Raw genomic sequence first — 26,675 nt, forward strand, 5'->3', positions numbered from 1 at the left:
TCAGAAGTTCGTCGCCAGATTCGAAGCTTTAGCAATCGTAGTCGGGTTTTCTCAGGGCGGGGGAGCAGGCGCCGGAAGGCAATGTTCAGAAACCGCTCTCACGCAGGCCAACGCCCAACAGCCATTTGCCCAGTTCGCCCAGCACGCTGCGCTTTTCCCCATCGATCTTCAGCTTGCCGCGGGTTTCGCGCACGCTGGCCAGCGGTTCATCCAGGGCCACCAGCACTTGAAAAAGTGCATGGTTGGGTACAAGCGCTTCACCGCTCGTTTGCACCGGGCCGCCAAAGTGTGAAGAGAGCATGCGGTGGGCCAAATGCCCGGCGCGTGTGCTGCCAATCGCCAGCACCTTGCCGCGCAGGGCGATGGCCTGGCCTTCGGGATAGAATTTCACCGGGTTGCCCACGGCAAGGAGGTGCACCTGGTCCTGGGCGACGTAGGCATCGATCTGCCAGTGACGGGGATCTATCAAGATGCCCAGCGGTTGCTGGCGGTTGAACCACTGGCCAGGCTGCCAGTCGGGTTCAAGGTCCAGCCAGTGACCGGCGAATGGCGCCTGCAGGTTGAGCCGGGCAATCTCGCTGCGCGCGGCGCGTGCTTCCTCGTTCTGCACCATCAGGCGCTGTTGGGTGGCCGCATCCTCGGCCAGCCCCGCAGGGTCGGCCAGCAGTCCCGACAAGCGTGCCTCATAGCTGCGGGCGCTGGCCTCACTGCTGCGCATGCGTGAGTTCAGGTCCGGCTCCTCAAGCACTGCCAGTACGTCGCCGGCCTTGACAGGGCCCGCCTGGTGCAGGCTTTTCAGCCGTGCAGGGTAGGGGGTGTAGACGCGCAGCTGGTGCTCGGCACGGGCCACACCTACGGCATTTACCTGGCTGTGCCAAGGTACTGCCAGGGCCAGCAGGGCCAGGCTAAGGCACACATAGAATATCCGCTTGCGCTGCCCCGGAATGCGTGCCCGCTGTTGCCACCAGTGGCTCAGCTCACGTTTCACCGGCAGCGCGATGAACCACGCCAATTCGACCATGAACAGCACGATCCCCAACAGTTTGAAGAAAAACAGGTAGACCGCCACGGCGATGCCGAGAAACAGCACCAGGCGATATAGCCAGGTAGCGAAGGCAAACGCCACCAGCAGGCGTCGCTGGCCAATGGGAAAAGGCTCCGGCCAGGCTTCGTCGAGCCCCAGCAGGGTGCGCCGCATGGCTACACGAGCCAGCGCAGAAGAGCGTTCGTGCAGGTTGGGGAAGTCAAGCAGGTCGCTGAGGATGAAATAGCCGTCGAAGCGCATGAAAGGGCTGGCATTGAGCGCAAGGGACAGGACCCAGCTGGTGGTCGCCAGGTACAGCAGGGCGTTGCGCAGGGCGCCATCGTCGCACACGGCCCAGCCAAGGGTCGCCAAGCCCGCCAGGGAAAGCTCGGTGACGATGCCCGCCGAAGCGATCGCCAGGCGCTGGTGGGCACGCTTGAGCTTCCAGCTTTCGCCGGTGTCGGTGTAAAGCATTGGCCACAACACCAGAAACGCCACCCCCATGTGCCCGACACGCAAGCCCAGGCGCGTGGCTACCAGGGCATGGCCGAGCTCGTGCAGGGTTTTTGCCACCACCAGCGCCAGGGCAAAGCTGAACAGGCCTTCGGTGGAGAATGATTCCACCACGGCATGAGTGAAGCTGTCCCATTGTTGCATCACCAGGATCACGCCCAGGATGGTCAAGCCAATCACCGTTAGCCCGGTCAGCGGATGGAACAGCCAGCCCAAGGCAGCGGCCAGGCGCTGCAGGCCCGCTTGTGGGCGCAGCAGCGGCACGCGAAAGAACAGGTAGTGGTGCAGCCACCAGCGCCAGCTCGACCAGGTGCGCGTCTCGTTGGCGGTTTGCAGCCTGGCCAGTTGCTCGGGGCCTGGGCGCAGCAGGTGGTGTTGTTCGAGAAACGCACGCAATGCCAGCACCTGCTCGATATCCGGCTTGAGCGCGCTGTCGTGCGACACCTGCTCGCTGATCTGGCGCGGTGTCTGGCCCCAGCGCAGCAGGCATTCGAACTCCAGCCAGCCGATGCGGTAGAAGCGGTTCAGCACGGTGTCGTGGATCATCCACGCCGGTTCGCCTTCTCGGCTGTCGGCGGCTTCGCACAGGCGCAGGTCCTCGCGCAGTGGCGGCAGCGGCAGGTCGCTGGGATCCAGCATCACCAGCCGCTCCAGGCTCGCAACGTGGCCAGCGGGCGACGCAGCAGGTAGTAGCCGAGCATGACGCGGTCGCCATAGAGCTTGGCGGTGCCATGCAGGCCCAGGCGGGCATGCTCGGAATGCTCGTCGATGCTTGCCAGCAGACGGTAGGCGACCACGCCATCGTCGCTGGGTTTGGCCTGATAGCTGGTTTCGAGGATCTTGCCCTTGAGTGGGCTGAGCGGATAGGCAGTGAGGAACAAGGTCACTTCGGCGCCAGGTTCCAGGGCTATGGCATCGGCCACGGCGAGCTGGATCTGCATGGCCGGTTGCGCAGGGTCGGCAACGTGCATGATGCGCTCGCCGGTTGTCACCGGTTTGCCGAGCCAGTCGTTGGGGTCGCTGAACACCGTCACCCCGGCGCGTGGAGCCAGCACCTGGGTGCGCCGCAGTTGCGCTTGTACAGCGGCCAGTTCGGCCCGTCGCTGCTGGACGCGGCCTTGCAGCAGGGTCAGTTCGTTTTTGCTTTGCGGGTTGTCGAACGCCCGCTGGTTGGCAGCCTGCAATTCGGCATCGGCCACGGCGACCTCCTTGCCGAGCACCTCGGCGCGGCTGCGCAAGGTGGTTTCGTCAAGGGTGAACAACGGCGTGCCGGCTTGCACCGGCTGGTTGGGTCGTACCGATACCTGGGCGATCACGCCGTCGATCGGAGAGCTGACAATCTGTGCCTGGCGCGAGACGATCTGTGCCGGTGCCAGTGCCGTCTGACGCACTGGCACCAATAACAGCGACGCTGCTACCAGCAAGGTCACCAGCACCTGACGCCGGCTGGGGCGCCATCGACCGAGCCGGCGGCGCCGTGTCAGCGTGTTCCAGCAGTACGCCCAGGTGCGTATCAGGCCATCGAGTTGCTGATGCACCACCGGCGGCGGGGCTTCTTCAAGCAGCAGTACAAGCACGCCCAGGCGCTCGCCGGCAGGGACGTGCAGCGGTATACACCACAGCCCCGAAGGCCACCATTCGGTCCAGCCCTGAGCGATGTCTTCGGGCGGCGAGGCGTTGTCCAGGGTCAGCCAGGTAGGCTGCGCATCGGCCAGACGCCCGGCCAGCCAACGGCTGGCGCGCCTGAGCCAGACCAGGTAGGGCGAGTCTTCGCTGGGCCGCGCCAGGCCCGACACGCACAGCAGTTCAAGGCCGGCCTTGCTTTGGCCGAACACCAGCGCCTGGTGAAAGGGCAGCAGCGGGTACAGGTCGTTGGCCATGCTGAACGCCAGTGCGCCCAGCGTCTCGGCGGCCATGGCCTTGTCGCGCAGGGCGTCCAGCTGCAGCAATAGCTGTGGGTGAGGCAGCGGCCTATTCACGGTCATGGTCGAACCGCGCGGTGCCGCTCATGCCGGCCATCAGTTCGGGAAAGCGTTGATCGAAGCGCGCCTCAAGCTCCACCGTCTGTGCCACCGCATCTACCCTGGCATTGATCACGCTGACCTTGGCCGGGTAGGTCTTGCCCGTTTCGTGAACGTTAACCGTCAACGGCTGGCCGGGGCTGAGCGTTTTCAACTGGCTGGAAGGGACATTGAGGCGCACCTTCAATGCACCATCGCTGACCAGGTCAAACAGCGGTGTACCTGCGCTGACAGTTTGGTAGGGCTTGACGTAAACCTTGGCCACATGGCCCGAAAACGGCGCCAGGACCCGACAATAGCTCATCTGCGCCTCACCCATGGCGCGGGCCCCATCGGCCTTCTGCACTTCGGTTTTGGCTGCGGCCACTTCGATGTCGCCCACTGCGTCCAGCTTGCGCAACTGTTGCTTGGCCTGCAGGTTCTGCCGGGCCATGGCCAGTTCAGCCACCGCGACCTTGCTACGGGCCTGGGCTTCGTTACAGTTGAAACGTGCCAATGTGACGCCTTTGGCCACCTGGTCGCCGAAGTGCGTCTGGATTTCGCCCAAGGTGCCACTCATCTGGCTGGACAGGGTCGTTTCCAGTTCGGCAGCCAGCAGCACGCGAATCAGTTGCGGGTCCTCGGTTGGGGCGCCTTGCTCGGCCTGGGCGGCAGCGCTGGCCAAGGCCAGTAACAAGGTAAGGTACCGCTGAGCAACGACAGGCAAAGGCATTCTCGACTCCTTGTAGAGAGGCATCCAGCAGGCACGCAACGCAATCGCTATAACGTCTTCATACTAGGAACGAATTCGCAATCTGCCCAATATTCCGGTTGCAAATGTGTCGCAGTTGCTGTGCCGCGGGCAGGCGTTCAGGTGGCTGCAACCAGGCGTTGAAAGACGCTTTCGTGCACAGTATCCAGGTTTTGCGCTAGAATCCCCGCCGGGTGCTAGCTGCATGACGCAGTGACGCAGGTTAAATAACTACGCAGGTCGGGCCGCCGTGCGGGAGTTCTTGTGCCCATGCAAAAACACGTAATGCCCCGTGCCCAGCAAATTGCCCAACGCGCATTCGCCAACTTCGAACGCTTTCTGCATATCGAGGCCGTGAGCGGCGTCGTACTGTTGATCGCCGCCGTTGCAGCACTGATCTGGGCGAATTCGCCCGCTGCCGAAAGCTATGACGCCCTCTGGCACACGCCGATAAGCTTCGGTGTCGGCTCGCTGGTCTATTCCCAGTCACTGCATTTCTGGATCAACGACGGCCTGATGACCATCTTCTTCCTGGTCGTCGGTATGGAGATCCGTCGCGAAATTCATGAAGGCGCGCTGTCCAGCCTGCGCCAGGCCACGCTGCCGATGGCGGCGGCTGTCGGCGGTGTGGTGGTACCCGCGCTCATCTACCTGGCGTTCAATCATTCGCCTCCCGCGCAAGAAGGTTGGGCAGTGCCGACTGCCACCGACATCGCCTTTGCAGTGGGTGTGCTGGCGCTGCTGGGCAAGTCGATCCCTTCCAATGTGCGGGTGTTCCTGCTCGCCCTGGCGATCATCGACGACATCATCGCGGTGCTGATCATTGCCTTCTTCTACTCCGGTGGCCTGGATTACAGCGGTTTCGGCGTCGCCGCCATCGGCCTGCTGCTGGTGCTCGGCCTGCAGAAGATAGGTGTCGGTTCGGCCTATGCCTACATCATCCCCGGGTTCATCACCTGGCTGGGCATGTTGATGACCGGTGCCCACCCCACCTTGGCGGGCGTGGTGCTTGGCCTGATGACACCGGTTCGGGCCATGCCTTTGGGCGAGCGCCCACTGGAGGCCGTCACCCGCTTCACCGACGACCTGCTAGGCCGCGCCAAGGCACCGCAGATCGATGACAGCGAACTCATGAGCCCGCTGAAAAACCTGCGTGTGGCGCAGCGCGAGCTGGTCGCCCCAGTGCTGCGCGTGCAAGGCCATCTGCACCCTTGGGTGGCTTTCGCGATCATGCCGCTGTTCGCCCTGGCCAACGCCGGTGTCGGGTTGTCTGGTGTCGACCTGTCTGCCGATGGCCCTCACTGGGTGATGACAGGCGTCGCTGTGGCGCTGGTCCTGGGCAAGCCGTTGGGTATCGTGACGATCAGCTGGCTGATGGTACGGTTGGGCTGGTGCGCGTTGCCGGCGGGCGTTACCTGGCACGGCATCACGCTGATCGGGCTGTTGGCAGGCATCGGCTTTACCATGTCGATCTTCATTGCCAACCTGGCGTTCTCTGACCCTGGCGTTCTGGGTGCGGCCAAGCTTGGCGTACTTTCGGGCTCGGTCATTGCTGCTGTGATCGGCCTGGCATGGGGTGTGTGGAGCCTGCGCAAAGCAGCCAAGACGGCACCGGCCCAGGTAGGCTGACAGGCAAGCCGGGCAACGTACGGGTGGATGCACAATTTTTTTCCACAGGTGCATCCAATCTGCAACCTGGCGGGTATTACAGGTAGCGCGACTTCGCGCTGTCGATTACTCGCCAGGAGATTTGCACCATGAACAGCCCAGTTACCATGCTGATGCTCACAGGCGGTCTTGTCCTGATCGTGGCCAGCCAAGCCGCTCACGCTCAATCCGCCTTGCCCGACGCGGTCAAGGTTCCGGATGGCCACGCCGTCATGCTGGAAACCGTCGGTGTGGGCCAGGTCACCTACGAATGCCGCGACAAAGCCAATGCCCCCGGCCAGACCGAGTGGACATTCGTCGGCCCCAAAGCGGTACTCAAGGACAGGTCTGGCAAGGCGGTGGGCGACTATTTCGGGCCGCCCGCCACCTGGCAGGCCAAAGACGGCTCGAAGGTCACCGGCACCCAATTGGCCGTGGCGCCAGCGGCCAAGGGCGACCTGCCTTACCAGCTGGTTCAGGCCAGCCCGGCCGAAGGTAAAGGGGCCATGACCGGTGTGAGCTATATCCAGCGCGTGGCCACCCGCGGCGGTGTTGCGCCGGCAACTGCCTGCTCGATGCAAAACAAAGGTGAGCGCAAAATCGTTGATTACCAGGCTGACTATATCTTCTGGGCGGCAAAATGATGGCAGTGCGCATAGGCAGGTGAGCCACTGACGTCTACGCTGATCGACAGCCCCCCGGCCCAATGGCTGGGGGAACCGTCCAGGGACTATAGGGCTGACCTTGCAGTGAACTCACCTTTGCCCCCTTTCGACTTTCAGCGTTGCCTTGAAGCCTGCGCACGGGGAGACCGCCGAGCGCTGCATGCACTCTACGAGGAGGAGGGCGCACGCCTGCTAGGTGTGGTGCGCCGTATCGCCCGCGACCACGCTACAGCAGAAGACATCCTGCACGATGCCTTCATTCGGATATGGTCCGGGGCTGCCAGCTTCGACCCTGCGCGCGGCTCTGCGCGGGGCTGGATCTATAGCGTGGCCCGGCACCTTGCGCTCAATTACATACGCGACACCCGGCGCGAAGTCGTGCTGGATGAAGGGGCGTTTGGCAGTGCACAAGTACCGTTGCCCTTCGCGAGTGATATCGATCTTATGGCGGACTCGGCCAAGGTTCACCGTTGCCTCGAGCAACTGGAACCCTCACGCAAGCTGTGCATCCTGCACGCGTATGTCGACGGTTGCAGCCATGCCGAAATCGCCGGGTTGCTGAACACACCGTTGGGTACCGTCAAAGCCTGGATCAAACGCAGCCTGAAGGCGTTGCGGGAGTGCATGGGATGAAGAAGCCACTGGGCGAAACCGCCGAGGCACTTGATGAGTTGGCCGGGGAGTATGTGTTGGGTACCTTGTCGGCCGAACAACATGAGGCCGTGCGCCAGCGCCTGACGGGGGATCAGCAGTTGCGTGGTGCCGTGGATGCCTGGGAGCAGCGGCTATTGGCGTTGAACGCACTCGCTGAGCCTTTGCCACCCAGCCCACGTTTGTGGGGGCGTATCAGCCGCAGCGTCGATGCACAGTCACAGTCACAGCCACAGCGCAAGGCGGCGTCAGCACAGCCAAGGCGCTGGTGGCATCGCCTGGTGCTATGGCAAGGCCTGGCGGGTGCAGGCCTGGTTGCCAGCCTGCTGTTGGCCTTCACGCTGCTGACCGCCAAGGCGCCGGAGCCTTCCTACCTTGTGGTGCTGGTTGCGCCGGCAGACAGTGCCCCGGGGTGGGTGGTACAGGCAAGCGATGCCCGCAGCATTCAACTGATTCCCTTGGGGCAGTTCGCGGTACCGAGCGACAAGGTGCTGCAGTTCTGGACCAAGGGCGAACAGTGGCAGGCGCCACTGTCGCTGGGCCTGGTCAAACCTGGCGAGCAATATCGCGTGCCCGCGCATGACCTGCCTCCCCTGGAGCCCAACCAACTGTTCGAACTGACCCTGGAAAGAGCGGGCGGCTCGCCGACCGGACGCCCAACCGGGCCTGTGCAGTTCATCGGTCGAGCGGTGAAGGTGCTTTGACAGCGCCTTGCACAGGGGCAGTAAAAGCGGCGCCTGCGCGCCGCTCTACAGGCTTGCAGGCCGCTATCAATCGCCGGTAACCAACTGACGGGCCAACTGGTTGTGGCGCTCCAGCACCAGCGGAAGGTCGACGGTGGTGATGCGGCCGTCCTTGACCACTACACGGCCGTTTATCACGCTGGTATCGACCTGGGTCGGGGTGCAGAACACCAAGGCCGCAAGCGGGTCATGGTGGGCGCCTGCGTAGGCGACATGGCCGAGGTCGAAGGCGACGAAGTCGGCGACCATGCCCGGCGCCAAGGCGCCGATGTCATTACGGTTGAGCACCTTGGCACCGCCGAGGGTGGCGATTTCCAGCGCTTCGCGTGCGGTCATCGCATCAGGGCCGAAGCCGACACGCTGCAGCAGCAGCGCCTGGCGCACTTCACCGATCATGCTGGCGCCATCGTTGGAGGCCGAGCCGTCGACGCCCAGGCCTACGGGCACCCCGTGGTCGCGCATCTTGCGGATCGGTGCAATACCCGAGGCCAGGCGCATGTTCGAGCACGGGCAGTGGGCCACACCGGTGCCGGTACGGGCGAACAGCTCGATGCCGTGCTGGTCGAGTTGCACGCAGTGCGCATGCCACACATCGTGGCCAACCCAGCCCAGGTCCTCGGCATATTCGGCAGGTGTCATGCCGAACTTTTCGCGGCTGTAAGCGATATCGTTGACGTTTTCAGCCAAATGGGTATGCAGCGAAACCCCGTAGTTGCGTGCCAGCACCGCCGCTTCACGCATCAGGTCGCGGCTGACCGAGAACGGCGAGCAGGGCGCCACGACCACACGCAGCATCGAGCCATGGCTGGCGTCGTGGTAGTCCTCGATCAGGCGCTGCGACTCCTTGAGGATGTCGCTTTCCTTTTCCACCACCGAGTCCGGCGGCAGCCCGCCTTGGCTGCGGCCCACGCTCATGCTGCCGCGTGCGGCGTGGAAACGCATGCCGATTTCCCCGGCGGCGTGGATGCTGTCGTCGAGCTTGCAGCCATTGGGGTAGATGTACAGGTGGTCGCTGGAGGTGGTGCAGCCGGAGAGAATCAGTTCGGCCATCGCGGTCTGGGTCGATACCGCGATCATCTCGGGCGTCAACCGTGCCCAGATCGGGTAAAGGTTGGTCAGCCAGTTGAACAGTTCACCGTCCTGGGCCGCCGGGACCACGCGGGTGAGGCTTTGATACATGTGATGGTGGGTGTTGACCAGCCCCGGGATGACCACCTTGCCGGTCATGTCCAGAATCTCGTCGGCGTGCTGGGGCAGCTCGTCGCTGGGGCCGACCTGCTTGATCAGGTTGTCTTCTATGAACAGGCCGCCGCGTCTGATCTCGCGGCGCTCGCCGTCCATCGTCACCAGCAGTTCGGCGTTCTTTATCAGCAAAGTCTTGGGCATAGGTATTCCTTCCCGCCAAGGGCGGGGTGCAATTCGTCAGTGCGGACACCTGGTTTTTTCTCGAGGGCAACCAGGCTCGGTGTGGAAAACACGGCGTGGGCAGCAGGGCCAGTCAGCGCAGCCGCGCACGCGCCGACACCACTGAGTCACAAAGACTAGGCGCGAGACGGCGGATGGGTGCATAGGGCGACGGGTGAACGGCGAATGCGTCGATTCGCAGAGGGCGCTCGAAGGGATTGAGCAGATAGGGGTAATGCATGGCTTTAGCCTGTCGCAATACGCAGCGGCGATTACCACTGTCGTAGGCGCGGGTTGATGTAACCAGAAATGTTCATTTTTGTATACGAAAAATTCTGCATTGAATGTCGAGGTGGTGCCGCGGCGCTTTGCGCAGTACATGGCCTGGTTTATGTTGGGCGCCCAAAGGCATGCACTTCGACAGGACGCCACCAATGCCATCGTCAACCCGATTGATCAGCACCCTGTGCCTTGCCCTGGCCAGCCAATGGGCTTGGGCCGACCAGCCGCTGCCCGCGCCCCCGGAGCTTGGGTCAGGTTACCGCTCCGGCCTGCACCCGGTTCACGCCACCCGGCACATGGTGGCGGCTGCCAACCCGCTGGCCAGCGAAGCCGGGCGGGCGATGCTGCGCGCCGGTGGCAGTGCCATCGATGCGGCAATTGCCATGCAAATGGTACTCACCTTGGTCGAGCCGCAATCGAGCGGCATTGGCGGTGGGGCGTTCATCCTGTACTGGGACGGCAAACGGGTACAGGCATTCGACGGCCGCGAGACCGCGCCGGCCGCAGTGACGCCAACGCTGTTCCTGCAACCGGACGGCACCCCGATGCCGTTCCGCGCAGCGCAGATCGGCGGGCGCTCGGTAGGCGTACCAGGGGTGCTGCGTGCCTTGAAAATGGCGCACGAGCAACATGGCAAGCTACCGTGGCATCAACTGTTCGCGCCGGCCATTGCCTTGGCGCGCAGTGGCTTCCCTGTGTCCGAGCGCCTGCATGCGTTGCTGGCGGGTGACCCTTTCATCGCCGGTTCACCCACCATGGCCCGCTATTTCCTGGATGAGCACGGCCAGCCGCTGGCGGTGGGGGCGCTGCTACGCAACCCCGAACTTGCCCATACCTTCGAACGCATCGCGCAACAGGGCATTGATGCGTTCTATACCGGTGAAATTGCCGAAGCGATCGTCGCCCAGGTACAGGGGCATGCCAATGCCGGGCTCCTGTCACTGGAGGATTTGCGCCAGTACCAGGCCAAGGAGCGCACGCCGTTATGCGGCCCTTACAAGGCCTGGCAGATCTGCGGCATGCCGCCGCCATCTTCAGGTGCAGTGACCGTGCTGCAGACCTTGGGCATCCTCGAGGCGCTGCAGCACGCCATGCCACAACGCGACCTTGCGAAGCTGCCGCCCAGCGTCAGTGCTTCGCCGGCAGGCCTTGAGCCTGCGCCGCTGGCCGTTCACCTGATTGCCGAGGCCGAACGGCTGGCCTACGCCGATCGTGCCCAGTACCTGGCCGACAGCGACTATGTGCCGATACCGCTCAAGGCATTGACCGCCCCGGGGTACCTGGCCGGGCGGGCCGAGTTGATCGGCGACTTCAGCATGAAACATGCGCGGCCGGGCAAGCCGCAGGGCGCGGACCTGGCCTTGGCCCCGGACCGTTCGCCGTTGCGCATCTCCACCTCGCACCTTTCGGCGGTGGATGACAGCGGTCAGGCGCTGGCCATGACCACTTCGGTAGAGGCGGCATTCGGTTCGCATCTGATGGTCAAGGGCTTCCTGCTGAACAATCAGTTGACCGACTTTTCCTTCATCCCACAGGAGAAGGGCAAGCTCGTTGCCAACCGGGTTGAACCGGGCAAGCGGCCGTTGTCGGCGATGGCTCCGACCCTGGTGTTTTCGCAGGCGTCCGGGGAACTGGTGGCCAGCCTCGGATCACCCGGTGGCTCGCAGATCATCGGCTACGTCAACAAGGCGCTGGTGGGTTTGCTGGACTGGCGGCTCGACCCGCAACAGGCTAGCAACCTGCCCAACTTCGGCAGCCGCAACGCCGGTACCGAAGTGGAAGCCGGGCTGATCAGCCCGGCGCTGGTCCGGCAATTGACGGCCTGGGGCCATGAGGTAACGCCCATGACCATGACCAGCGGCATGCAGATCATCCAGCGTACCGGCGCAGGCTGGGCGGGGGGAGCCGACCCGCGGCGCGAAGGCGTGGCGCTTGGCGATTAGCCATGGTAGAAGACAACCTTGTCATTCAAATGTTGAATACCAGGATGTCTATCAGCGTTAAATCGAATAGGGCTCTGTTCGACCTCGACCTGCTGCGTGCCATCGTCGTCGTGGCCGATTGCGGCAGCTTCACCACCGCTGCCGCACGCCTGCATTCGACGCAATCGACCATCAGCCAGAAAGTCCGCCGGCTCGAGGACATGGTCGGCCACCGCCTGCTGGTGCGCGGGAACCGTGACGTGTTGCCGACCGACGCCGGCCAGACCTTGCTCGGCTACGCCCGGCACATGCTGGCATTGAACGACCAGATGCTCGAGGCTTTGGCCGGTGCCATGGTCGGCGTCACCGTACGTTTGGGCGTTCCCGAAGATTTCGTCGGCGGGCGCACCACCAACGCGCTGTCGGCATTCAGCCGGCTGCACCCGCAGGTCAAGCTGGAGGTCACCAGCGGCCTGTGCCGCGACCTCAGCCAGGCCTATGACAATGGCGAACTTGACCTGGTGTTGCTCAAGCAGCGACGCAACAGCCGCGAAGGCGTGGCGTGCTGGCCCGAGCGTCTGCAGTGGATCGACAGCGCACGCATGCCGTCCTTCGAGCTCGACCCGATCCCGCTGGTGACCTTTCCGCCACGCGGCTTGTACCGCGATGACATGATCACCGCCATCGAAGGCATGGGCCGGCGCTGGCGCATCAGTTTCACCAGCTCCAGCCTCAGTGGCATCCAGGCCGCGGTGGCCGACGGCATGGGCATCAGCCTGTTGCCACCACGGGCGGCGACCCCTGAGCATCGGGTGCTTGGCAGGCAACACGGGTTGCCTGAGGTGGACAGCTACGAAATCGTCATCGTCCACCGGCCGACGGCGGATGTGATGGTCACGGCATTGGCCAAGGTCATGTCGCAGGTGCTGGAGGGTGGAGGGATCTGATGCCTGCACTGACCCCATCGCTGGCGATGGGGCCCGGAAGATCAGTGCATTACGGCATGCCCAACCACTGCGGCAGTGCCAGCGAAATGAACGGCACGTAAGTCACCAGCACCAGGAACAGCAGCAGGATCGACAGCCACGGCAGCGCGGCGCGAATCGTCTGCCCCAGCGTCAGGCCCGTCACCGCTGAAGTCACGAACAGGTTCAGCCCCACCGGCGGATGCACCAGGCCGATCTCCATGTTCACCACCATGACGATCCCCAGATGAATCGGGTCGATCCCAAGCTTCATGGCGATCGGGAAGAAGATCGGCGCCAGGATCAGGATGATCGCCGACGGCTCCATGAAGCTGCCCGCCACCAGCAGTACCACGTTGACCATGATCAGGAAACCGATCGGCGTCAGGCCTTCGGACATCACCCACTGGGTGATCTGCTGAGGGATCTGCTCGGTGGTCAGCACATGGGCAAACAACATGGCGTTGGCGATGATGAACAGCAGCATGATGGTCAGCCGGCCCGACTCCAGCAACACCTTCGGGCAGTCGCGCAGGCGCATGTCCTTGTACACGAACAGCGCGATGAACGCCGAGTACACCGCTGCCACGGCGGCCGCCTCGGTGGGGGTGAACATGCCGCTGTAGATGCCGCCCAGGATGATCACCAGCAGCAACAGCCCCCAGAACGCGCGCCTGGCGGTGCTCAACCATTGTGCAAAACTGGCACGAGGTTGTGCGGGCAGTTTCTTGATCCGGGCGACGATGTAGATCGTCACCATCAGCGCCAGGCCCAGCAGGATGCCTGGCACCACACCGGCCATGAACAGCTTGCCTACCGAGGTCTCGGTCGCCGCCGAGTACACCACCATGACGATCGATGGCGGAATCAGGATGCCCAGGGTGCCGGCGTTGCAGATGATCCCGGCCCCGAACTCGCGGGGGTAACCGGAGCGCACCATGCCGGCAACGGCAATCGAACCCACCGCCGCGACCGTGGCCGGCGACGAGCCCGACAACGCGGCGAACAGCATGCATGCCAGCACCGCGGCAATGGCCAGGCCGCCACGGATGTGCCCCACACAGGCGTTGGCGAAGTCGATCAGCCGCTGGGCCACGCCACCGGTGGTCATGAACGCGCCCGACAGCAGGAAGAACGGGATGGCCAGGAAGGTGTAGCTGTCGGAGGTCTCGAACAGCTTGATCGCCAGCGAGCTCAACGAGTCCTGGCTGAACATCAGGATTGAAAGTGCGCCCGACAAGCCCAGCGAAATTGCGATCGGCACCCCCAGGAACATGAACACGAACAACAACAGGAACAGGCAGATAACCGTCATCAGTGATGCTCCTCACCCGGGTTGGCCAGCTTGCTCGCCTCTGCAGCCTCGTCGGCCAGGCCCAGGCCATACTGGCGATGGGTGAACAGGCGATAGAGGATCTCCAGGTAGCGGACAATGACCAAGGCGAAACCGAAGGGCACGATCAGCGCAATATGGCCAACCTTGATGCCATAGCGGTCCAGGTCTTCGGCGCCGATGCCGGCCACCAGCACTGCGCTTACCCATTTGATGCTGGCCACCAGGAACAGCCCGGCATACGCCAGGCAACAGGCACAGGCGATCATCGCCAGCACCCGTTGCACTGGTTTGCGGGTGCGCCGCACCAGTACGTCGACCCCCAGGTGGCCGGCGGTGCGCACGCCATAGGCAATACCGAAAAAGATCAGCCAGCCGAACAGCGCCTTGGTCAGGGCGATGCTCCAGGTCATTTCCTGGGCGTAACCCATCAGGTGGTCGCCGATGCCCAGCAGCAGGTCACTGGCAAAAGCCCAGTGGTCACTGAGCGTGTAGAACACGGTGTAGAGGTTGTTCAGTGCTACGTAGACGAAGGTCACCAAGGTCATGGCCGCCAGGAGAAAGGCGATCATGCCCTCCTCGAAGTGCTCCCAGACACGCCTGAGCGATTGCATAGGAATTCTCCAGACAGAGAGAGGGCTGGCCACCTGTGCGCAGGTGGCCGGGGCAGGGCGTGCGGCTGTCAGGAAGCCTTGTTGGCGGCCTCGGCTGCCTTGATCAAGTCAGCGCCGATCTGATCGGAGAACTTGTCCCACACCGGGCGCATGGCCTCACGCCATTGCTGGCGCTGCTCGGCAGTCAGGGCATCGATCTCGCTGGTCTTGGCATCGATGATTTTCTGCCTGGAGGTCTGGTTGAGGGCTTCGGCCTGTTTGTTCACCTCGACGGTGACCTGGTCCATGAGCGTTTGCAGCTCGCCACGCACGTCCTCAGGCAGGCCGTTCCAGAACTTGGCGTTGGTGATCACCATGTAGTCGATCAGGCCGTGGTTGGTCTCGGTGAAGAACGGCTGCACCTCGTTGACCTTCTGGCTTTCGTAGTTCGACCAGGTGTTTTCGGTGCCATTGACCGTGCCGGTCTGCAGGCCCTGATAAACCTCGGCAAAGCTCATCTTGCGCGGGTTGGCACGGATCGCCTTGAACTGCTCTTCGAGCACGCTGGAGGCTTGCACGCGGAATTTCAGGCCGCGGGCATCTTTGGGCAGGATCACTTTCTTGTTGGCCGACAGCTGCTTGAGGCCGTTGTGCCAGTAGGCCAGGCCGTGGATGCCTTTGTCGTCCATCGACGTCAGCAGTGCCTTGCCCTGCGGGCCTTGCTGGAAGCGGTCGACGGCCGCCAGGTCGTCGAACAGGAACGGCAGGTCGAAGATTTGCACCTGCTTGTTGTAGTGCTCGAACTTGGCCAGCGAAGGCGCCAGCATCTGCACATCCCCCAGCAGCAACGCTTCCATCTCCTTGCCGTCGCCGAACAGTGACGAATTGGGGTAGACCTCGACTTTGACCTTGTCCTTGAGCTGCGGGTCCGCCGCCACCAGCTTCTGGAACATCAGCGCACCCTGGCCTTTGGGCGTACTGTCGGCCACGACGTGGGCGAACTTGATGATGATCGGATCGGCAGCCTGGGCGAGGCCTGCCATGGACACTGCGGCGGCGCAGAACAGCGCCTGGGTCAGCTTGAACATCGATGTCACCTCAGATTTATTTTTGTAGGAGGATGGATGTAACGATGGACCAATGGCTTGCGTGTGGTGAATTAGCATTTGTGTAAGGCGGCATTCGGTTTAGCCGAACGCCGGCTCAGTTCAGCCGGACGCCTGTGCCAACAACCGTTGCGCCCGCAACACCACCGGCGCATCCACCATTTGCCCGTCCAGCTGAAACGCACCGGCCCCGTTAGCTGCGGCGCTCGCCGCCAGCACCCGTCGGGCCCAGGCCAGCGCTTGGGCGTCGGGTGCGAGTGCCGCGTGAATCACCGGCACTTGCCTGGGGTGAATGCACAACGCCCCGCCATACCCCAGGTCGTAGGCATGCCGCATCGCCTGGTGCAACCCTTCGGCGTCGCCAATGGCAGGAAACACGCCATCGAGCGGCGGCAGCAGGTCGGCACCCCGCGAGTGTAGCTGCACGGCCATGCGCGCCTGGTCGAGAAACTGCCTGGCAGCAGCGCTGTCGGTGTTCAAGTGTAGATCCAGCGCCAAGTCGAGGCTGCCGAACGACAACCGCTCGACCCCCTCGGCATGGGCGATCTGCTCCAGCGCGAGCAGGCCCTTGGCGCTTTCGATAATGGGCCATGCCGGTTTGCCGGTGTGCCGGGCAACGGCCACCTGTGCGGCGTTTTCCACCTTGGGCAGCAGCACGCCGGCGATGCCAGGCTGCTGCGCGCAGAAGGCCAGGTCTGCCGCATGCTCGGCGTGCTGCGGCGCATTCACCCGGACCCACACCGACGCCAATGGCGTGGCCTGCAGGAACGCCTCCAGGTGGTCCCGGGCCTGGCGCTTGAGGGGTTCCTCCACGGCATCCTCGAAATCGACGATGACGGCATCGGCCCCTGCCGCCAGCGCCTTGGCGAAACGCTCAGGCCGGCTGCCGGGTACGAACAGTGCAGAGCGCACACTGTTCATACCACACCACCTGCGGCCAGGCTGGCTTGCTCTGCCGGGCTGAAGCCCAGCTCGCCGAGGATGCCCTGGGTGTGTTGCCCCAGCGCCGGCACGGCGTCCATGCGCGGGGCAAAGGCCGCGTTGCGCCCTGGTGGCAGCAGCGAGGGCAGCTTGCCGGCCGGGCTGTCCACTTCACGCCAGCAGCCGCGGGCCTGCAACTGCGGGTGTTGCCACACCCCGTGCATGTCGTTGACCCGGGCGTTGGCGATTTGCGCATCTTCAAGGCGTGCCACTACCTCGTCCAGCGACAGGCTGGCGAAGCCCTCGATGATGATCTGCCGCAGCACCTCGCGGTTATCTGAGCGCTTGAAGTTGGCATTGAAGCGGTCATCACTGGCCAGCGCCGGGTCAAGCAGCACCTTTTCGCAGAACAAGGCCCATTCCCGTTCGTTCTGCAGGCCAAGCATGATCGTGCCGCCACCGCCGGTTGGGAACGGCCCATACGGGTAGATGGTGGAGTGCGAAGCGCCGGCGCGCGGGGGAGGCGGCGCGCCGTCGTAGGAGTAGTACATCGGGTAGCCCATCCACTCCACCAGGCTTTCGAGCATCGACACGTCGATGCGGCTGCCGATGCCGGTCTTGTCACGCAGCAGCAACGCCGAGAGCACGCCGGTATAGGCGTACATGCCGGCGGCGATATCGGCGATCGAGCAGCCGGCCTTGGCCATGTCGTTTTCGCCAGGGCCACCGGTTACCGAGAGAAAGCCGCCTTCGCTCTGGATCAGCAGGTCGTAGGCCTTTTTCTTTTCATAAGGGCCGCCTTCGCCATACCCGGAGATATCGCACACGATAAGCCCTGGGAAGCGGGCGTGCAGGGCGTCGAACGACAAGCCCATGCGCGCTGCCGCGCCCGGTGCGAGGTTTTGCACCAGCACATCCGCCTTGGCCAGCAGGGCCTCGAGAATACCGTCGGCGGCGTCCTGCTTGAGGTCCAGGGTGAGGCTTTCCTTGGAGCGGTTGGTCCATACGAAGTGCGAGGCCAGGCCATCGACACGCTGATCGTAGCCGCGGGCGAAGTCGCCGCTGCCAGGGCGCTCGACCTTGATCACGCGGGCGCCGAGGTCGGCCAGTTGGCGGGTGCAGAAGGGGGCCGCGATAGCGTGCTCCAGGCTGATCACGGTGATGCCGTCCAGCGGGCGGGGCGTTGTTTGGGTCATAGGGTCACCTGTTGGTGTTCAGTGCAGATCAGCCAGCGAGCGGGCGTCGCGCAGTTGCCAGACGCGCTCGATCAATGCCTGGCCCTGGGCCGGGCTGCGCGCGCCGGAATACGCCAGCAGGCGCTGAAACTTGGCCTCAAGCTCCGGGCGCGACAGGGTGTTGCCGGGGTCGCCTTTAGGTTCGTCGATGGCGGCGCTGAAGCTGCGGCCATCGGTGCAGGTAACGTCCACGCGGCCCAGCCACCTCTTGGGGTAGGCGGCGTCCACTTCGGCGTCCAGTTGCATCTCGACGTGCTCGCGAAAGTGCGCGACCTGTGGGTCGGTCAGCGCCAGGTCACGGAAGTCGATGAGTTGCGCGCTGCCATGCACCGCAATCAGGCCAAGTACGGTACCCATTGAGAACTTGGCCTGGTGCACGGTGGCAGGTGTGGTGACGCGGCCAAGCACATCGATCGCGCCCTGATGCACGCGGGTGACGACCCTGGCGATCTGTTCATGGCCCAGGCCTTCGCGCTGCATCAACAGCAGCAAGGCATCGGCGGCGGGGTGGGTATGGCGACACGAAGCGTGGTACTTGAACGAGGTTTCCACCAGGGCCCAGCGCGTGCCCAGGCGGTCGCTCAGGCGCACCGGGTCGGCATCGCTGGACATGCCGGCGGCCATGCCCTGTTCGCCTTCGAGGATATTGCGTGCACCGCTCAGGCCATCGGCGGTGAGATAGGCGGCCAGCAAGCCGTCGGCGGCGGCCTTGGCGGTATGTAACTGTTTGGAGTCGGCGGCGTCGCGCAGGAACTCCCAGAGCCCGGCGGCCTGGGTGCCGGCGCTGCCGAGCAGGCTGATGAACTGCGCCTGGTTGAAGCCCAGCAGTTTGCCCACCCCGACTGCTGCGGCCAGGGTGCCGACGGTGGCGGTGGTATGGAAGATGCGGTAATGCGAGCGACCGAGGAATTCACCGATGCGGATGCCGGCTTCATAGCCGGCGACTGCGGCCAGCAACAGGTCCTGACCAGACTTGCCAAGGTCTTGCGCCGCCGCCAGTACGGCAGAAAACACCACGGTCGCCGGGTGCAGCACCGAGCTGTTGTGCAGATCGTCCTGCTCGACCAGGTGCGAGGCCGCACCATTGACCAGGGCGGCAAAGTAGGGGGACGAGGTACGCCCGCTGGTCAATACCCGCGCGTTGCCCTGCGCAGGCCCCATGCGTTCGGCATAGCGCTCGAACAGCGGGATCGGGTGCGCGCCTTGGCTGGCGAGGGCCGAGCCAAGCCAGTCCAGGAACAGGTCTTCGGTGCGGTCCAGCACGTGGCCGGGCAGGTGCGTGTAGCGCAGGTCGGCGAGAAAGCCGGCCAGGGCGTGGGTATGCTGCATGCTCAGGCCCTCAGAAGCTGCGCGGCAGTTCGAGCAGGTGCTCGGCCACGTAGGACAGGATCAGGTTGGTGGAAATCGGCGCCACCTGGTACAGGCGGGTCTCGCGGAACTTGCGCTCGACGTCGTATTCGCAGGCGAAGCCGAAGCCGCCATGGGTTTGCAGGCACGCATTGGCGGCTTCCCACGAGGCCTTCGCCGCCAGGTACTTGGCCATGTTGGCGCTGGCCCCGGCATTCTGCCCACTGTCGTATTCGGCGCAGGCGCGCCAGCGCATCAGGTCGGCGGCTTCGATTTCGATGTGCGCTTCGGCGATGGGGAACTGCACACCCTGGTTCTGCCCGATCGGCCGGCCGAAGACCACGCGGTCACGGGCATAGGCGCTGGCTTTTTCGACGAACCAGCGGCCGTCACCGATGCACTCGGCGGCAATCAAGGTACGTTCGGCGTTGAGGCCGTCGAGGATGTACCTGAAGCCTTTGCCTTCTTCGCCGATCAGGCTGCTGGCCGGCAGTTCCAGGTTGTCGAAGAACAGCTCGTTGGTCTCGTGGTTGACCATGTTGGCGATCGGCTGCACGGTCAGGCCCTTGCCAATGGCGTCGCGCAGGTCGACCAGGAAGATCGACATGCCCTCGGACTTTTTCTTCACCTCAGGCAAAGGCGTGGTGCGGGCCAGCAGGATCATCAGGTCGGAGTGCTGAACCCGCGAGATCCACACTTTTTGCCCGTTGATCACGTACTTGTCGCCCTGGCGCACCGCAGTGGTCTTGATCTTGGTGGTGTCGGTACCGGTGGTGGGCTCGGTCACACCCATCGACTGCAGGCGCAGCTCGCCACTGGCCAGCTTGGGCAGGTAGTGGCGCTTCTGTTCCTCGCTGCCATGGCGCAGCAAGGTGAACATGTTGTACATCTGCCCATGCACGGTGCCGGAGTTGCCACCGCAGGCATTCACTTCTTCGAGGATGACCGAGGCTTCAGCCAGGCCCAGGCCCGATCCGCCGTACTGCTCCGGAATCATCGCCGACAGCCACCCGGCATCGGTCATGGCTTTTACAAAGGCTTCAGGGAAGCCTTTTTCTTCATCGATTTTGCGCCAGTAGCTGGCGTCGAATTCGGCGCACAAGGCGCGCACGCCTTCGCGGATGGCATTGAGGTCATCACTGTCGTACGTATGCATGCGGGGTTCCCTGTCCAGTTCTCAGTCGAAAAACACGTCGGCGCTCTGCGCCACGCCGTCGGCATTACCGGCCCACAGTTGCGCCTGGCCCGGTGCACCAATGCGCCCGGCCACTTCGAATGGCGTGGGCACGGTCAGTGGGCGTACGCCGCGGTAGGCGAATTGGCGCAGGCGCTTGCCAGGGTTGGCGCGCAGGAAGGCGCGCAGGGTGAGGGTGGCGATCAAGGGACCGTGCACGACCAGGCCGGCGTAGCCTTCGGTGCCGGTGACATAGGGGTGGTCATAGTGGATGCGGTGGCCGTTGAAGGTGACGGCGGAGTAACGGAACAGCAGAGTCGGGGAGGGCGTGACGGCCTCGCTCCAGTCGCCTGGGGCGGTTGGCGCGGCGCTGCTCAATTTGGGCGGGTTCGGTTCGCGGTAGACGATATCCTGCTCTTCACGTACGCACAGTTCGCCCTGCTGGGAGTACTCGTGGCGCACCGTGACGAACAGCAATGCGCCCGTGCGGCCGTGCTTCTCTTCGATATGCACGATGGTCGACAGGCGATGGGCCTCGGCGCCGACCTTGAGCGGGGAAATGAACTCGACACGGCCCCCGGCCCACATGCGGTTGCGGTTATCGGCGGGCGGCAGAAAGCCGCCGCGCGCCGGGTGACCATCGCTGCCCAGTAGCGTTTCGGCCACCGGTTCCTGGAAAAAGCACCACATCCATAGCGGCGGCAGGGGCTGCCCCACGGCGGGGGCGGCTTCGCCGAAGGTGGCGGCGATACGTTTGATCAGGTTGCGGCTGAGCTCATCGACGGCCTCTTCCGTGCGGCCGATCCAGGCGCTGTAATCCGTGGGCGGGTGCGTAGCAGTCATAACCATTGGCCTCTGCATTTGTTGTTATGCAGCGATCATGCGAGGCACCTGGCATTCTGTGAATTTGCATTTATGTAAGGCAGCGTTCATGTATGCTGAACGCGTGCTCCACATTCGGATAGACCCATGCATTTTGATCTGGCAGACCTGAGGCTGTTCATTCATATCGGCGAGTCACCGAGCCTGACCCAAGGCGCGCGGCGCGCATTCCTCTCACCGGCAGCTGCAAGTGCGCGCGTCAAGGCCCTGGAGGCGCAGCTCGACACGCGCCTGCTGTACCGCGACAGCCGGGGTGTCGAACTGACACCGGCCGGGCAAAAACTGCTCATGCACGCGCGGTTGATCATGCGCCAGGTGGACTACCTGAAAGCCGAGTTCGCCCAGTTCGGCACCGATTCGGCCGGGCATATCCGCATTTTTGCCAACACCACCGCAGTGACCGAGTTCCTGCCCGAAGTGCTGGCCGGCTTTCTCGCCAAACGTCCCGGCGTGACCGTGGACCTGCAGGAGCGCCTGTCGCGGGATATCGTGCGCGGTGTACTCGATGGCAGCAGCGACATGGGCATCATTGCCGGCCCCGTGGAAGCCAGCGGTTTGCAGGTGCTGCACTTCAGTACCGACCGGCTGGTACTGATCGTGCCGGCAGGGCATGAGCTGGCTGCCAGCAGGCAGGTCACGCTCAAGCAAACGCTGGCGTTCCAGCATATCGGCCTGCACGACGGCAGCACTTTGCTCAGCTTCCTGCGCGACCATGTCGAACGCATGGGCCTGAATCTGTCGCTGCGTATCCAGTTGTCGAGCTTCGAGGCCATATGCCGGCTGGTGGAGGCGGGCGTGGGGATTGGCATCATCCCCGAGTCGGCGGCTGTCCGGCACAGCCAGACCATGAACCTGGTCACCATCGAACTGGATGAAGCGTGGGCCGTGCGCGAGCGCAGCATTCTGGTGCGCGAGCTGGATGCGTTGCCAGGGACGGTGAGGGCGTTGATCGCCACCTTGATGCCTGAGGGGGCAGACAGCGCACTGCAACCGCCCCCGCCCCCCTAGAAGAAACTGCGCTGAGCCTTGAACGTCAGCATGCTCTCGCAATACGTGTTGATACCGGCATAGGCACCGCAGCCCCCGCCGTTGAGGTCGGAGTTGCTGTAGATCAGGTTCAGGTCGATGCCCAGCCAGGGCCGCGACAGCTCCAGCGACCAGTCGGAGAAGGCATTCACCTGGCTGCCGTCGCCGATGGTGAAGGGCGTGCCCAGGCGGTGATGGGCGAGTTTGACCGTGAGGTCGATGTCGAACAGCGGCAGCTGGCCAAAATCGGCGAACAGGGTGCCGGTGCGATTGTCCGGGTTGTCACGCCAGGCCCCGCCGATTCGGCTGCCCATGACCGAAATGCCGCCATACAACGCATAGCTGTCCGGCCCTGCGATGTTCGGCTGGCTGTAGTGGATCAGGCCTACTTCGTAACCCAGTGTGCTGTCGAAGTGGTGCTTGTAGCCCAGGTAGCTGTCAAGGCGCAGTGTGGAGTCAGGCGTCACGCCCATGCTCGGCGCATACTGGCCCACGTACCAACCGCTTGGGTGGCTGAGGTCCAGGCCACCGTGAAAGGCGCCGCTGGCGCTGGGCGAGATCAGCCCCTGGGCCATGCTGCGTGAAGGCGTGGTGCCAAGTTTGAAGTCGAAATCGCCCAGTTGGCGTTGGATCTGCTGCGCTTGCAGCACCGGGCTGAACAGCAGGGCCGCACTGAGCAACAGAAGGGGCCTGGTCATGGTCACCGTCCTGGAAGGCTTGCGCTTGAGCGGCACAGGATACCCGTGTTGGCTGGCGGGGAAAACAGCGTGGGCTGCTTCAAACGGGTGGAGAGGTCGATCAGAGGCCGGACGTAAGCGTATAGCCTGGCTTTCAATTCAACCTTTTATCGCCCCGACCGGCTCGGCCACCTCGGTCACTACCTGTTCGCTGGCGGCGCGCAGGATCACGCGTTTGCGCAGCTCGTACTCATCCAGGGAGAGTGCCTGGCGCTGGATGGCTTCGAGCTGAAGCTGGCGGGTTTCTTCTGCGGTGTAAGGGCGCAGTTCGGGGTGGGTGGCGCAACCGCTGAGCACGGCAATTGCAGCGGCTGACAGGGTGGCGAACAGCAGGCGGGCCGTAGTGTTCATCGGCAAGCTCCAGGATTCGGGAGATGGGTGTGTGACGAATCGATGGAGCAAGATTATTGAGCCGACGCGATCATTAGAAATTGCCATTCTCGATAGTGACTATCGATAGCACCGTGTGAGAACGGCAGCCTTTGCTAACCTTAAGTTCCACGCGGTATGGGCCAGAGGGATACTGTGATGCGCATGCCATTGTTATGTGCCGTGGCGCTTCTGCTTTGCCTGGGTGGTGAACCAGGCCTGGTCCAGGCGCAAGAGCCTGCACCGGCCGCCGAGGCGGCACCCGCCAAGCAGGCAGTGTTCAACCCCGAGCAACTGGACCAGATGCTCGCGCCGATTGCGCTGTATCCCGACGCGCTGCTGGCACAGGTACTGATGGCCGCCACCTATCCCGGTGAAGTGGCCGAAGCAGTGACGTGGTCCAAGGCCAATCCCAAGGCTCAGGGTGATGAGGCTGTCAAACAAGTGGCGACGCAGGCCTGGGACCCGAGTGTCCAGGCATTGGTGGCGTTCCCGCAGGTGCTGGTGGTTCTCGGGCAGGACCCGGTGTGGGTGCAGCGCCTTGGGGATGCGTTTCTGGCCCAGCCTGATGATGTGATGGGTGCCGTGCAGCGTCTGCGCCAGCAGGCCAAGGCCGCAGGCAACCTGCAGAGCAACCAGTACCAGAACGTCACGGTGCAGGCTGCCCCGGCAGCCGCGCCCAGCTCGCAAGCGGCACCGGCCAGCAGTTCGTCCTCCAGCACCATCATCATCCAGCCGGCCGACCCGCAGGTGGTGTATGTGCCCACCTACAACCCGACCACCGCTTACGGAACCTGGGCCTACCCCGCATCACCGCCGGTGTATTACCCGCCATCGCCGCTGTACTACGCCGGCAGCGCGCTGTTGGCCGGGCTGGCGTTCGGTACTGGCGTTGCGATCGTCAACTCGCTGTGGGGCGATTGCGACTGGGGGCGCAACGACATCGATATCGACGTCAATCGTTACAACAACATCAACGTCAACAACCGCATCGCCAACAACCAGAACACCTGGCAGCACAACGCCGTGCACCGCGATGGGGTGCCGTACCGTGACAACCGCAGCCGCCAGCAATTCGGCCGCCAGCTCGACGGTGCCAGCCAGCGTGCAGCTTACCGTGGCGACGATGCCCAGCGTGCACAGGCACGCGATCGCGCCCGTGCTTCGATGGACCGGGCGGGTATCGAACGCCCGGCCACCAGCAATCGTGAAGCCCGTGACCGGGCTCGCGAAGCCCAGGCCAGCAGGCCCCGTGCTGCGGAGCACCGGCAGGCAAACGGCCAGGCACGCCAGGCGCTGCACAACAAACCGGGCAATAGCGCTGGGAGGGCGAAGAACAATGCGTTCGACGGCGTGCGATCCCCCTCACGCTCTGCGGCGCAGGCCAACCGTGGCCGCACCAGCCAGGCGCTCGCCAAGCGGCCGAGTGCATCGCGTGCGGCGGGCCATACCATCTCCCGGCCCAGTGCGGCCATGCACCGTGGTGGAGGGGGGCGTCGATGAACATGAGCCAAAGCAAATCGGCGCTGGGCCTGTGGCTGTTTGCCCTTGGCGCCGCCTGGTCATGCCTGGCCACTGCGCAGCAGGCATTCCCCACGCCAGAGAAGGCCGCCGCAGCCTTCGTCGAGGCGCTGGGGGTGGAGCAGGCAGACCAGGCGCGCCTGACGCAATTGCTCGGTGACGACTGGCGCACCTACATCCCCCGCGAAGGTGTGCAGCGCAGCGACGTGGATGCGTTCGTGCAGCAGTACCACCAGCAGCACCAGATCCAGATGCACGGTGACCGGCAGGCCATTCTGGCGGTGGGCAGCGAGCAGTGGACTTTGCCCATTCCGCTCACTCGAACTGCCAGCGGCTGGCGCTTTGACCTCAAGGCCGGCAGTGCCGAGATTCGTGCCCGGCGCATTGGCCGCGACGAGTTGGCCGCTGTGCAGTCGCTGCTTGCCTATCACGATGCGCAGATGGACTACGCCACGCAGGACCATAACGGTGATGGCGCACTGGAGTACGCCCGGCAGGTTTTCAGCACACCCGGCAAGCGCGACGGCTTGTACTGGGCGGACGAAACGGGCGGGCAGGTCAGCCCGCTGGGCCCGCTGTTCGGCCAGAATGCACCCGGTGATGACTGGTACGGCTACCACTTCCGCATCCTCGAGGCCCAAGGCCCTTCGGCACCGGGTGGTGCGTACAGTTACCTGATCGGCAAGCATATGAGCCGTGGCTTCGCCATGGTCGCCTGGCCGGCCAGGTACAACGACACCGGGGTGATGAGCTTCATGGTCAGCCATGACGGGCAGGTGTTCGAGAAGGACCTGGGGCCCCAGGGCGAAGCGTTGGCCCAAGGCATGAAACGTTTCGATCCGGATGACAGTTGGCAGGTAGTCGAAGCGGACCACGATCAATAAACGTTCTACCCCGGCGCTTTGTTGGCCTGCCAGTCTCGCCCATTGGCTGCCAAAAGGGGCTCGCATTGGCCGTCACTGGGGCGTGGAACCGCCCACCAGCAATTGCTGCACCAACCATTGCCCGGCGGGGCCCAAGGCTCGCCTGCGCGACCAGGCAACATCCATCGCGACTCTGCGTGGGTAGCCTGCCACGGGCAATTCCACCAGGCCACTGCCGAAGCGCGCCACCAGCGCCCTGGGCAGTTCCGCCCAGCCATAGCCGCGCACCGCGAACTCCAGCAGGGTCAGGTAGTCCGGCGCCGACCAGGCCTGGCCGCGCCCGTGGTGCAGGCTTGGCGCGTAGGTCCTGATGTATAGCTGACGCTCGTTTTCCAGGTGCTGTGGCTGCACGCCAGGCTGTTTTGCCAAGGCGTGGCCTGTGCTGACGTAAACGGCGAATTGCGCATGTTCCGGCAGGCGTGCCACGGCGATGTCGGCCGGGTAGCGCTGCTGCGCTGCAAGGATTCCGATCTGCGCCATGCCCTGCTGGATCAGGTCGATAACGTCGGCGTCTTCCGAAGGCCCGCAGCGCAGTTCGGTGTGCGGGTAGCTGGCGGCGAAGCCACCTATCACCGCGCCTTGAAAGGTCACGCTGTAACTGTCGGACATCACCACCGACACCAGCGGCTCTACCTGTTCGGCCAGCCTCACCGCCAGCGCATCGAGCCGGGCGCTGGCATCGAGGATCGCCTCGACGTGGGTCAAGACCTGGCGGCCGGCCTCATTCAGGGTGGGGTGGCGGCCTGCACGGTCGAACAGTTCGCAACCTATGTCAGCCTCGAAGTTGGCGATTGCGATGCTGATGGTCGACTGGCTCTTGCGCAGTTTGCGCGCTGCGGCGGAAAACGAGCCAAGGGCAGCGGCTTCTACAAAGGCAACGAGGGCTTCAGGTGAGTAGCGCACAGGTATTGATAAAACCGATAGGAGATATGTCGCGAGTA

24 protein-coding genes are annotated in these 26,675 nt (G+C 64.0%); 9 read left to right on the forward strand and 15 right to left on the reverse strand.

Annotated elements, in window-relative coordinates; genetic code table 11:
* Positions 1-85: 85 nt before the first annotated feature.
* Genes ACMGGN_RS07135 through ACMGGN_RS07145 form a run of 3 tightly spaced genes read right to left on the reverse strand, consistent with a single transcriptional unit; the run spans position 86 to position 4,270 of the window.
* Positions 86-2,176 carry an HlyD family efflux transporter periplasmic adaptor subunit gene (locus ACMGGN_RS07135; RefSeq protein WP_414156600.1) on the reverse strand — a complete coding sequence of 697 codons (2,091 nt, stop codon included), beginning with the start codon at positions 2,174-2,176 and terminating at the stop codon, positions 86-88.
* Complete coding sequence (locus ACMGGN_RS07140; protein ID WP_237858715.1) at positions 2,176-3,522, reverse strand: efflux RND transporter periplasmic adaptor subunit; 1,347 nt, start codon at positions 3,520-3,522, stop codon at positions 2,176-2,178. Before ACMGGN_RS07140 ends, ACMGGN_RS07135 begins: the two co-directional genes overlap by 1 nt.
* Positions 3,509-4,270: an efflux RND transporter periplasmic adaptor subunit gene (locus ACMGGN_RS07145; protein WP_119687257.1), complete on the reverse strand. Its 762-nt coding sequence runs from the start codon at positions 4,268-4,270 to the stop codon at positions 3,509-3,511. The genes ACMGGN_RS07140 and ACMGGN_RS07145 overlap by 14 nt, the downstream gene beginning before the upstream one ends.
* Positions 4,271-4,558: 288 nt before the next feature.
* Between ACMGGN_RS07145 and nhaA the strand changes: the two genes are divergently transcribed.
* The 4 genes from nhaA to ACMGGN_RS07165 all read left to right on the forward strand — a co-directional run bounded on the left by nhaA (position 4,559) and on the right by ACMGGN_RS07165 (position 7,955).
* Positions 4,559-5,917: a Na+/H+ antiporter NhaA gene (gene nhaA / locus ACMGGN_RS07150; protein ID WP_046785800.1), complete on the forward strand. Its 1,359-nt coding sequence runs from the start codon at positions 4,559-4,561 to the stop codon at positions 5,915-5,917.
* A gap of 146 nt (positions 5,918-6,063) precedes the next feature.
* A complete protein-coding gene (locus tag ACMGGN_RS07155) occupies positions 6,064-6,579 on the forward strand; it encodes a DUF3455 domain-containing protein (RefSeq protein ID WP_371926683.1) in 516 nt (171 codons plus the stop codon).
* A gap of 105 nt (positions 6,580-6,684) precedes the next feature.
* Positions 6,685-7,233 carry a sigma-70 family RNA polymerase sigma factor gene (locus ACMGGN_RS07160; protein ID WP_115274517.1) on the forward strand — a complete coding sequence of 183 codons (549 nt, stop codon included), beginning with the start codon at positions 6,685-6,687 and terminating at the stop codon, positions 7,231-7,233.
* On the forward strand, positions 7,230-7,955 hold the full coding sequence (locus tag ACMGGN_RS07165) for an anti-sigma factor domain-containing protein (protein WP_046785803.1): 726 nt from the start codon (positions 7,230-7,232) through the stop codon (positions 7,953-7,955). The genes ACMGGN_RS07160 and ACMGGN_RS07165 overlap by 4 nt, the downstream gene beginning before the upstream one ends.
* A 66-nt stretch (positions 7,956-8,021) precedes the next feature.
* On the opposite strand, the gene ACMGGN_RS07170 is transcribed toward ACMGGN_RS07165, so the two are convergent.
* On the reverse strand, positions 8,022-9,380 hold the full coding sequence (locus ACMGGN_RS07170) for an 8-oxoguanine deaminase (RefSeq protein WP_012314902.1): 1,359 nt from the start codon (positions 9,378-9,380) through the stop codon (positions 8,022-8,024).
* Positions 9,381-9,832: 452 nt separating this feature from the next.
* On the opposite strand from ACMGGN_RS07170, the gene ggt reads away from it, so the two are divergent.
* Positions 9,833-11,623, forward strand: a complete 1,791-nt coding sequence (ggt, locus tag ACMGGN_RS07175; protein ID WP_414156601.1) for a gamma-glutamyltransferase — start codon at positions 9,833-9,835, stop codon at positions 11,621-11,623.
* A 44-nt stretch (positions 11,624-11,667) separates the two neighbouring features.
* Positions 11,668-12,549, forward strand: coding sequence for a LysR substrate-binding domain-containing protein (locus ACMGGN_RS07180; protein ID WP_042112037.1), 882 nt, complete (start codon positions 11,668-11,670; stop codon positions 12,547-12,549).
* A 49-nt stretch (positions 12,550-12,598) separates the two neighbouring features.
* Here ACMGGN_RS07180 and dctM read toward each other — a convergent pair whose 3' ends face one another.
* The 8 genes from dctM to ACMGGN_RS07220 all read right to left on the reverse strand — a co-directional run bounded on the left by dctM (position 12,599) and on the right by ACMGGN_RS07220 (position 21,119).
* Positions 12,599-13,882, reverse strand: a complete 1,284-nt coding sequence (gene dctM / locus ACMGGN_RS07185) for a C4-dicarboxylate TRAP transporter large permease protein DctM (protein WP_414156602.1) — start codon at positions 13,880-13,882, stop codon at positions 12,599-12,601.
* The gene (locus tag ACMGGN_RS07190; protein ID WP_414156603.1) at positions 13,882-14,514 is read right to left on the reverse strand and encodes a TRAP transporter small permease; all 633 of its coding nucleotides are present in this window, start codon (positions 14,512-14,514) and stop codon (positions 13,882-13,884) included. Before ACMGGN_RS07190 ends, dctM begins: the two co-directional genes overlap by 1 nt.
* A gap of 68 nt (positions 14,515-14,582) precedes the next feature.
* Positions 14,583-15,581, reverse strand: coding sequence for a TRAP transporter substrate-binding protein (locus tag ACMGGN_RS07195; RefSeq protein WP_046785808.1), 999 nt, complete (start codon positions 15,579-15,581; stop codon positions 14,583-14,585).
* A gap of 120 nt (positions 15,582-15,701) precedes the next feature.
* Positions 15,702-16,520, reverse strand: a complete 819-nt coding sequence (locus ACMGGN_RS07200) for an HpcH/HpaI aldolase/citrate lyase family protein (protein WP_414156604.1) — start codon at positions 16,518-16,520, stop codon at positions 15,702-15,704.
* Entirely contained in the window at positions 16,517-17,716 is a 1,200-nt protein-coding gene (locus ACMGGN_RS07205) for a CaiB/BaiF CoA transferase family protein (RefSeq protein ID WP_115274523.1), read from the reverse strand. The genes ACMGGN_RS07200 and ACMGGN_RS07205 overlap by 4 nt, the downstream gene beginning before the upstream one ends.
* Positions 17,717-17,734: 18 nt before the next feature.
* Positions 17,735-19,084 (reverse strand): MmgE/PrpD family protein, encoded by a 1,350-nt coding sequence (locus ACMGGN_RS07210; protein WP_414156605.1) that lies wholly within the window; start codon positions 19,082-19,084, stop codon positions 17,735-17,737.
* A gap of 10 nt (positions 19,085-19,094) precedes the next feature.
* On the reverse strand, positions 19,095-20,258 hold the full coding sequence (locus ACMGGN_RS07215) for an acyl-CoA dehydrogenase family protein (RefSeq protein WP_046785812.1): 1,164 nt from the start codon (positions 20,256-20,258) through the stop codon (positions 19,095-19,097).
* A gap of 21 nt (positions 20,259-20,279) precedes the next feature.
* Positions 20,280-21,119, reverse strand: coding sequence for a MaoC family dehydratase N-terminal domain-containing protein (locus ACMGGN_RS07220; RefSeq protein WP_115274525.1), 840 nt, complete (start codon positions 21,117-21,119; stop codon positions 20,280-20,282).
* A 126-nt stretch (positions 21,120-21,245) separates the two neighbouring features.
* On the opposite strand from ACMGGN_RS07220, the gene ACMGGN_RS07225 reads away from it, so the two are divergent.
* Complete coding sequence (locus ACMGGN_RS07225; RefSeq protein WP_414156606.1) at positions 21,246-22,166, forward strand: LysR family transcriptional regulator; 921 nt, start codon at positions 21,246-21,248, stop codon at positions 22,164-22,166.
* Here ACMGGN_RS07225 and ACMGGN_RS07230 read toward each other — a convergent pair.
* Positions 22,163-22,882, reverse strand: a complete 720-nt coding sequence (locus tag ACMGGN_RS07230) for a TorF family putative porin (RefSeq protein ID WP_012314890.1) — start codon at positions 22,880-22,882, stop codon at positions 22,163-22,165. The two genes, ACMGGN_RS07225 and ACMGGN_RS07230, sit on opposite strands and share 4 nt — an antisense overlap.
* 138 nt (positions 22,883-23,020) lie before the next feature.
* Positions 23,021-23,272 carry a hypothetical protein gene (locus tag ACMGGN_RS07235; RefSeq protein ID WP_414156607.1) on the reverse strand — a complete coding sequence of 84 codons (252 nt, stop codon included), beginning with the start codon at positions 23,270-23,272 and terminating at the stop codon, positions 23,021-23,023.
* 177 nt (positions 23,273-23,449) lie between these two features.
* On the opposite strand from ACMGGN_RS07235, the gene ACMGGN_RS07240 reads away from it, so the two are divergent.
* Complete coding sequence (locus ACMGGN_RS07240; RefSeq protein WP_119687250.1) at positions 23,450-24,793, forward strand: DUF3300 domain-containing protein; 1,344 nt, start codon at positions 23,450-23,452, stop codon at positions 24,791-24,793.
* Positions 24,790-25,695, forward strand: a complete 906-nt coding sequence (locus tag ACMGGN_RS07245; protein ID WP_414156608.1) for a DUF2950 domain-containing protein — start codon at positions 24,790-24,792, stop codon at positions 25,693-25,695. Before ACMGGN_RS07240 ends, ACMGGN_RS07245 begins: the two co-directional genes overlap by 4 nt.
* Before the next feature lie 72 nt (positions 25,696-25,767).
* On the opposite strand, the gene ACMGGN_RS07250 is transcribed toward ACMGGN_RS07245, so the two are convergent.
* Positions 25,768-26,637: a LysR family transcriptional regulator gene (locus tag ACMGGN_RS07250; RefSeq protein WP_125923764.1), complete on the reverse strand. Its 870-nt coding sequence runs from the start codon at positions 26,635-26,637 to the stop codon at positions 25,768-25,770.
* Positions 26,638-26,675 lie beyond the last annotated feature (38 nt).

Source organism: Pseudomonas sp. BNK-30 (assembly GCF_047456185.1).
GTDB classification, from domain to species: Bacteria; Pseudomonadota; Gammaproteobacteria; order Pseudomonadales; family Pseudomonadaceae; genus Aquipseudomonas; species Aquipseudomonas putida_E.

Coding starts and splice junctions, on each gene's coding strand:
- ACMGGN_RS07135 (WP_414156600.1), bottom strand. CDS start 2,176: ATGCTGGATCCCAGCGACCTGCCGCTGCCGCCACTGCGCGAGGACCTG.
- ACMGGN_RS07140 (WP_237858715.1), bottom strand. CDS start 3,522: ATGACCGTGAATAGGCCGCTGCCTCACCCACAGCTATTGCTGCAGCTG.
- ACMGGN_RS07145 (WP_119687257.1), bottom strand. CDS start 4,270: ATGCCTTTGCCTGTCGTTGCTCAGCGGTACCTTACCTTGTTACTGGCC.
- nhaA (WP_046785800.1), top strand. CDS start 4,559: ATGCAAAAACACGTAATGCCCCGTGCCCAGCAAATTGCCCAACGCGCA.
- ACMGGN_RS07155 (WP_371926683.1), top strand. CDS start 6,064: ATGCTGATGCTCACAGGCGGTCTTGTCCTGATCGTGGCCAGCCAAGCC.
- ACMGGN_RS07165 (WP_046785803.1), top strand. CDS start 7,230: ATGAAGAAGCCACTGGGCGAAACCGCCGAGGCACTTGATGAGTTGGCC.
- ACMGGN_RS07170 (WP_012314902.1), bottom strand. CDS start 9,380: ATGCCCAAGACTTTGCTGATAAAGAACGCCGAACTGCTGGTGACGATG.
- ggt (WP_414156601.1), top strand. CDS start 9,833: ATGCCATCGTCAACCCGATTGATCAGCACCCTGTGCCTTGCCCTGGCC.
- ACMGGN_RS07180 (WP_042112037.1), top strand. CDS start 11,668: ATGTCTATCAGCGTTAAATCGAATAGGGCTCTGTTCGACCTCGACCTG.
- dctM (WP_414156602.1), bottom strand. CDS start 13,882: ATGACGGTTATCTGCCTGTTCCTGTTGTTGTTCGTGTTCATGTTCCTG.
- ACMGGN_RS07190 (WP_414156603.1), bottom strand. CDS start 14,514: ATGCAATCGCTCAGGCGTGTCTGGGAGCACTTCGAGGAGGGCATGATC.
- ACMGGN_RS07195 (WP_046785808.1), bottom strand. CDS start 15,581: ATGTTCAAGCTGACCCAGGCGCTGTTCTGCGCCGCCGCAGTGTCCATG.
- ACMGGN_RS07200 (WP_414156604.1), bottom strand. CDS start 16,520: ATGAACAGTGTGCGCTCTGCACTGTTCGTACCCGGCAGCCGGCCTGAG.
- ACMGGN_RS07205 (WP_115274523.1), bottom strand. CDS start 17,716: ATGACCCAAACAACGCCCCGCCCGCTGGACGGCATCACCGTGATCAGC.
- ACMGGN_RS07210 (WP_414156605.1), bottom strand. CDS start 19,084: ATGCAGCATACCCACGCCCTGGCCGGCTTTCTCGCCGACCTGCGCTAC.
- ACMGGN_RS07215 (WP_046785812.1), bottom strand. CDS start 20,258: ATGCATACGTACGACAGTGATGACCTCAATGCCATCCGCGAAGGCGTG.
- ACMGGN_RS07220 (WP_115274525.1), bottom strand. CDS start 21,119: ATGACTGCTACGCACCCGCCCACGGATTACAGCGCCTGGATCGGCCGC.
- ACMGGN_RS07225 (WP_414156606.1), top strand. CDS start 21,246: ATGCATTTTGATCTGGCAGACCTGAGGCTGTTCATTCATATCGGCGAG.
- ACMGGN_RS07230 (WP_012314890.1), bottom strand. CDS start 22,882: ATGACCAGGCCCCTTCTGTTGCTCAGTGCGGCCCTGCTGTTCAGCCCG.
- ACMGGN_RS07235 (WP_414156607.1), bottom strand. CDS start 23,272: ATGAACACTACGGCCCGCCTGCTGTTCGCCACCCTGTCAGCCGCTGCA.
- ACMGGN_RS07240 (WP_119687250.1), top strand. CDS start 23,450: ATGCGCATGCCATTGTTATGTGCCGTGGCGCTTCTGCTTTGCCTGGGT.
- ACMGGN_RS07245 (WP_414156608.1), top strand. CDS start 24,790: ATGAACATGAGCCAAAGCAAATCGGCGCTGGGCCTGTGGCTGTTTGCC.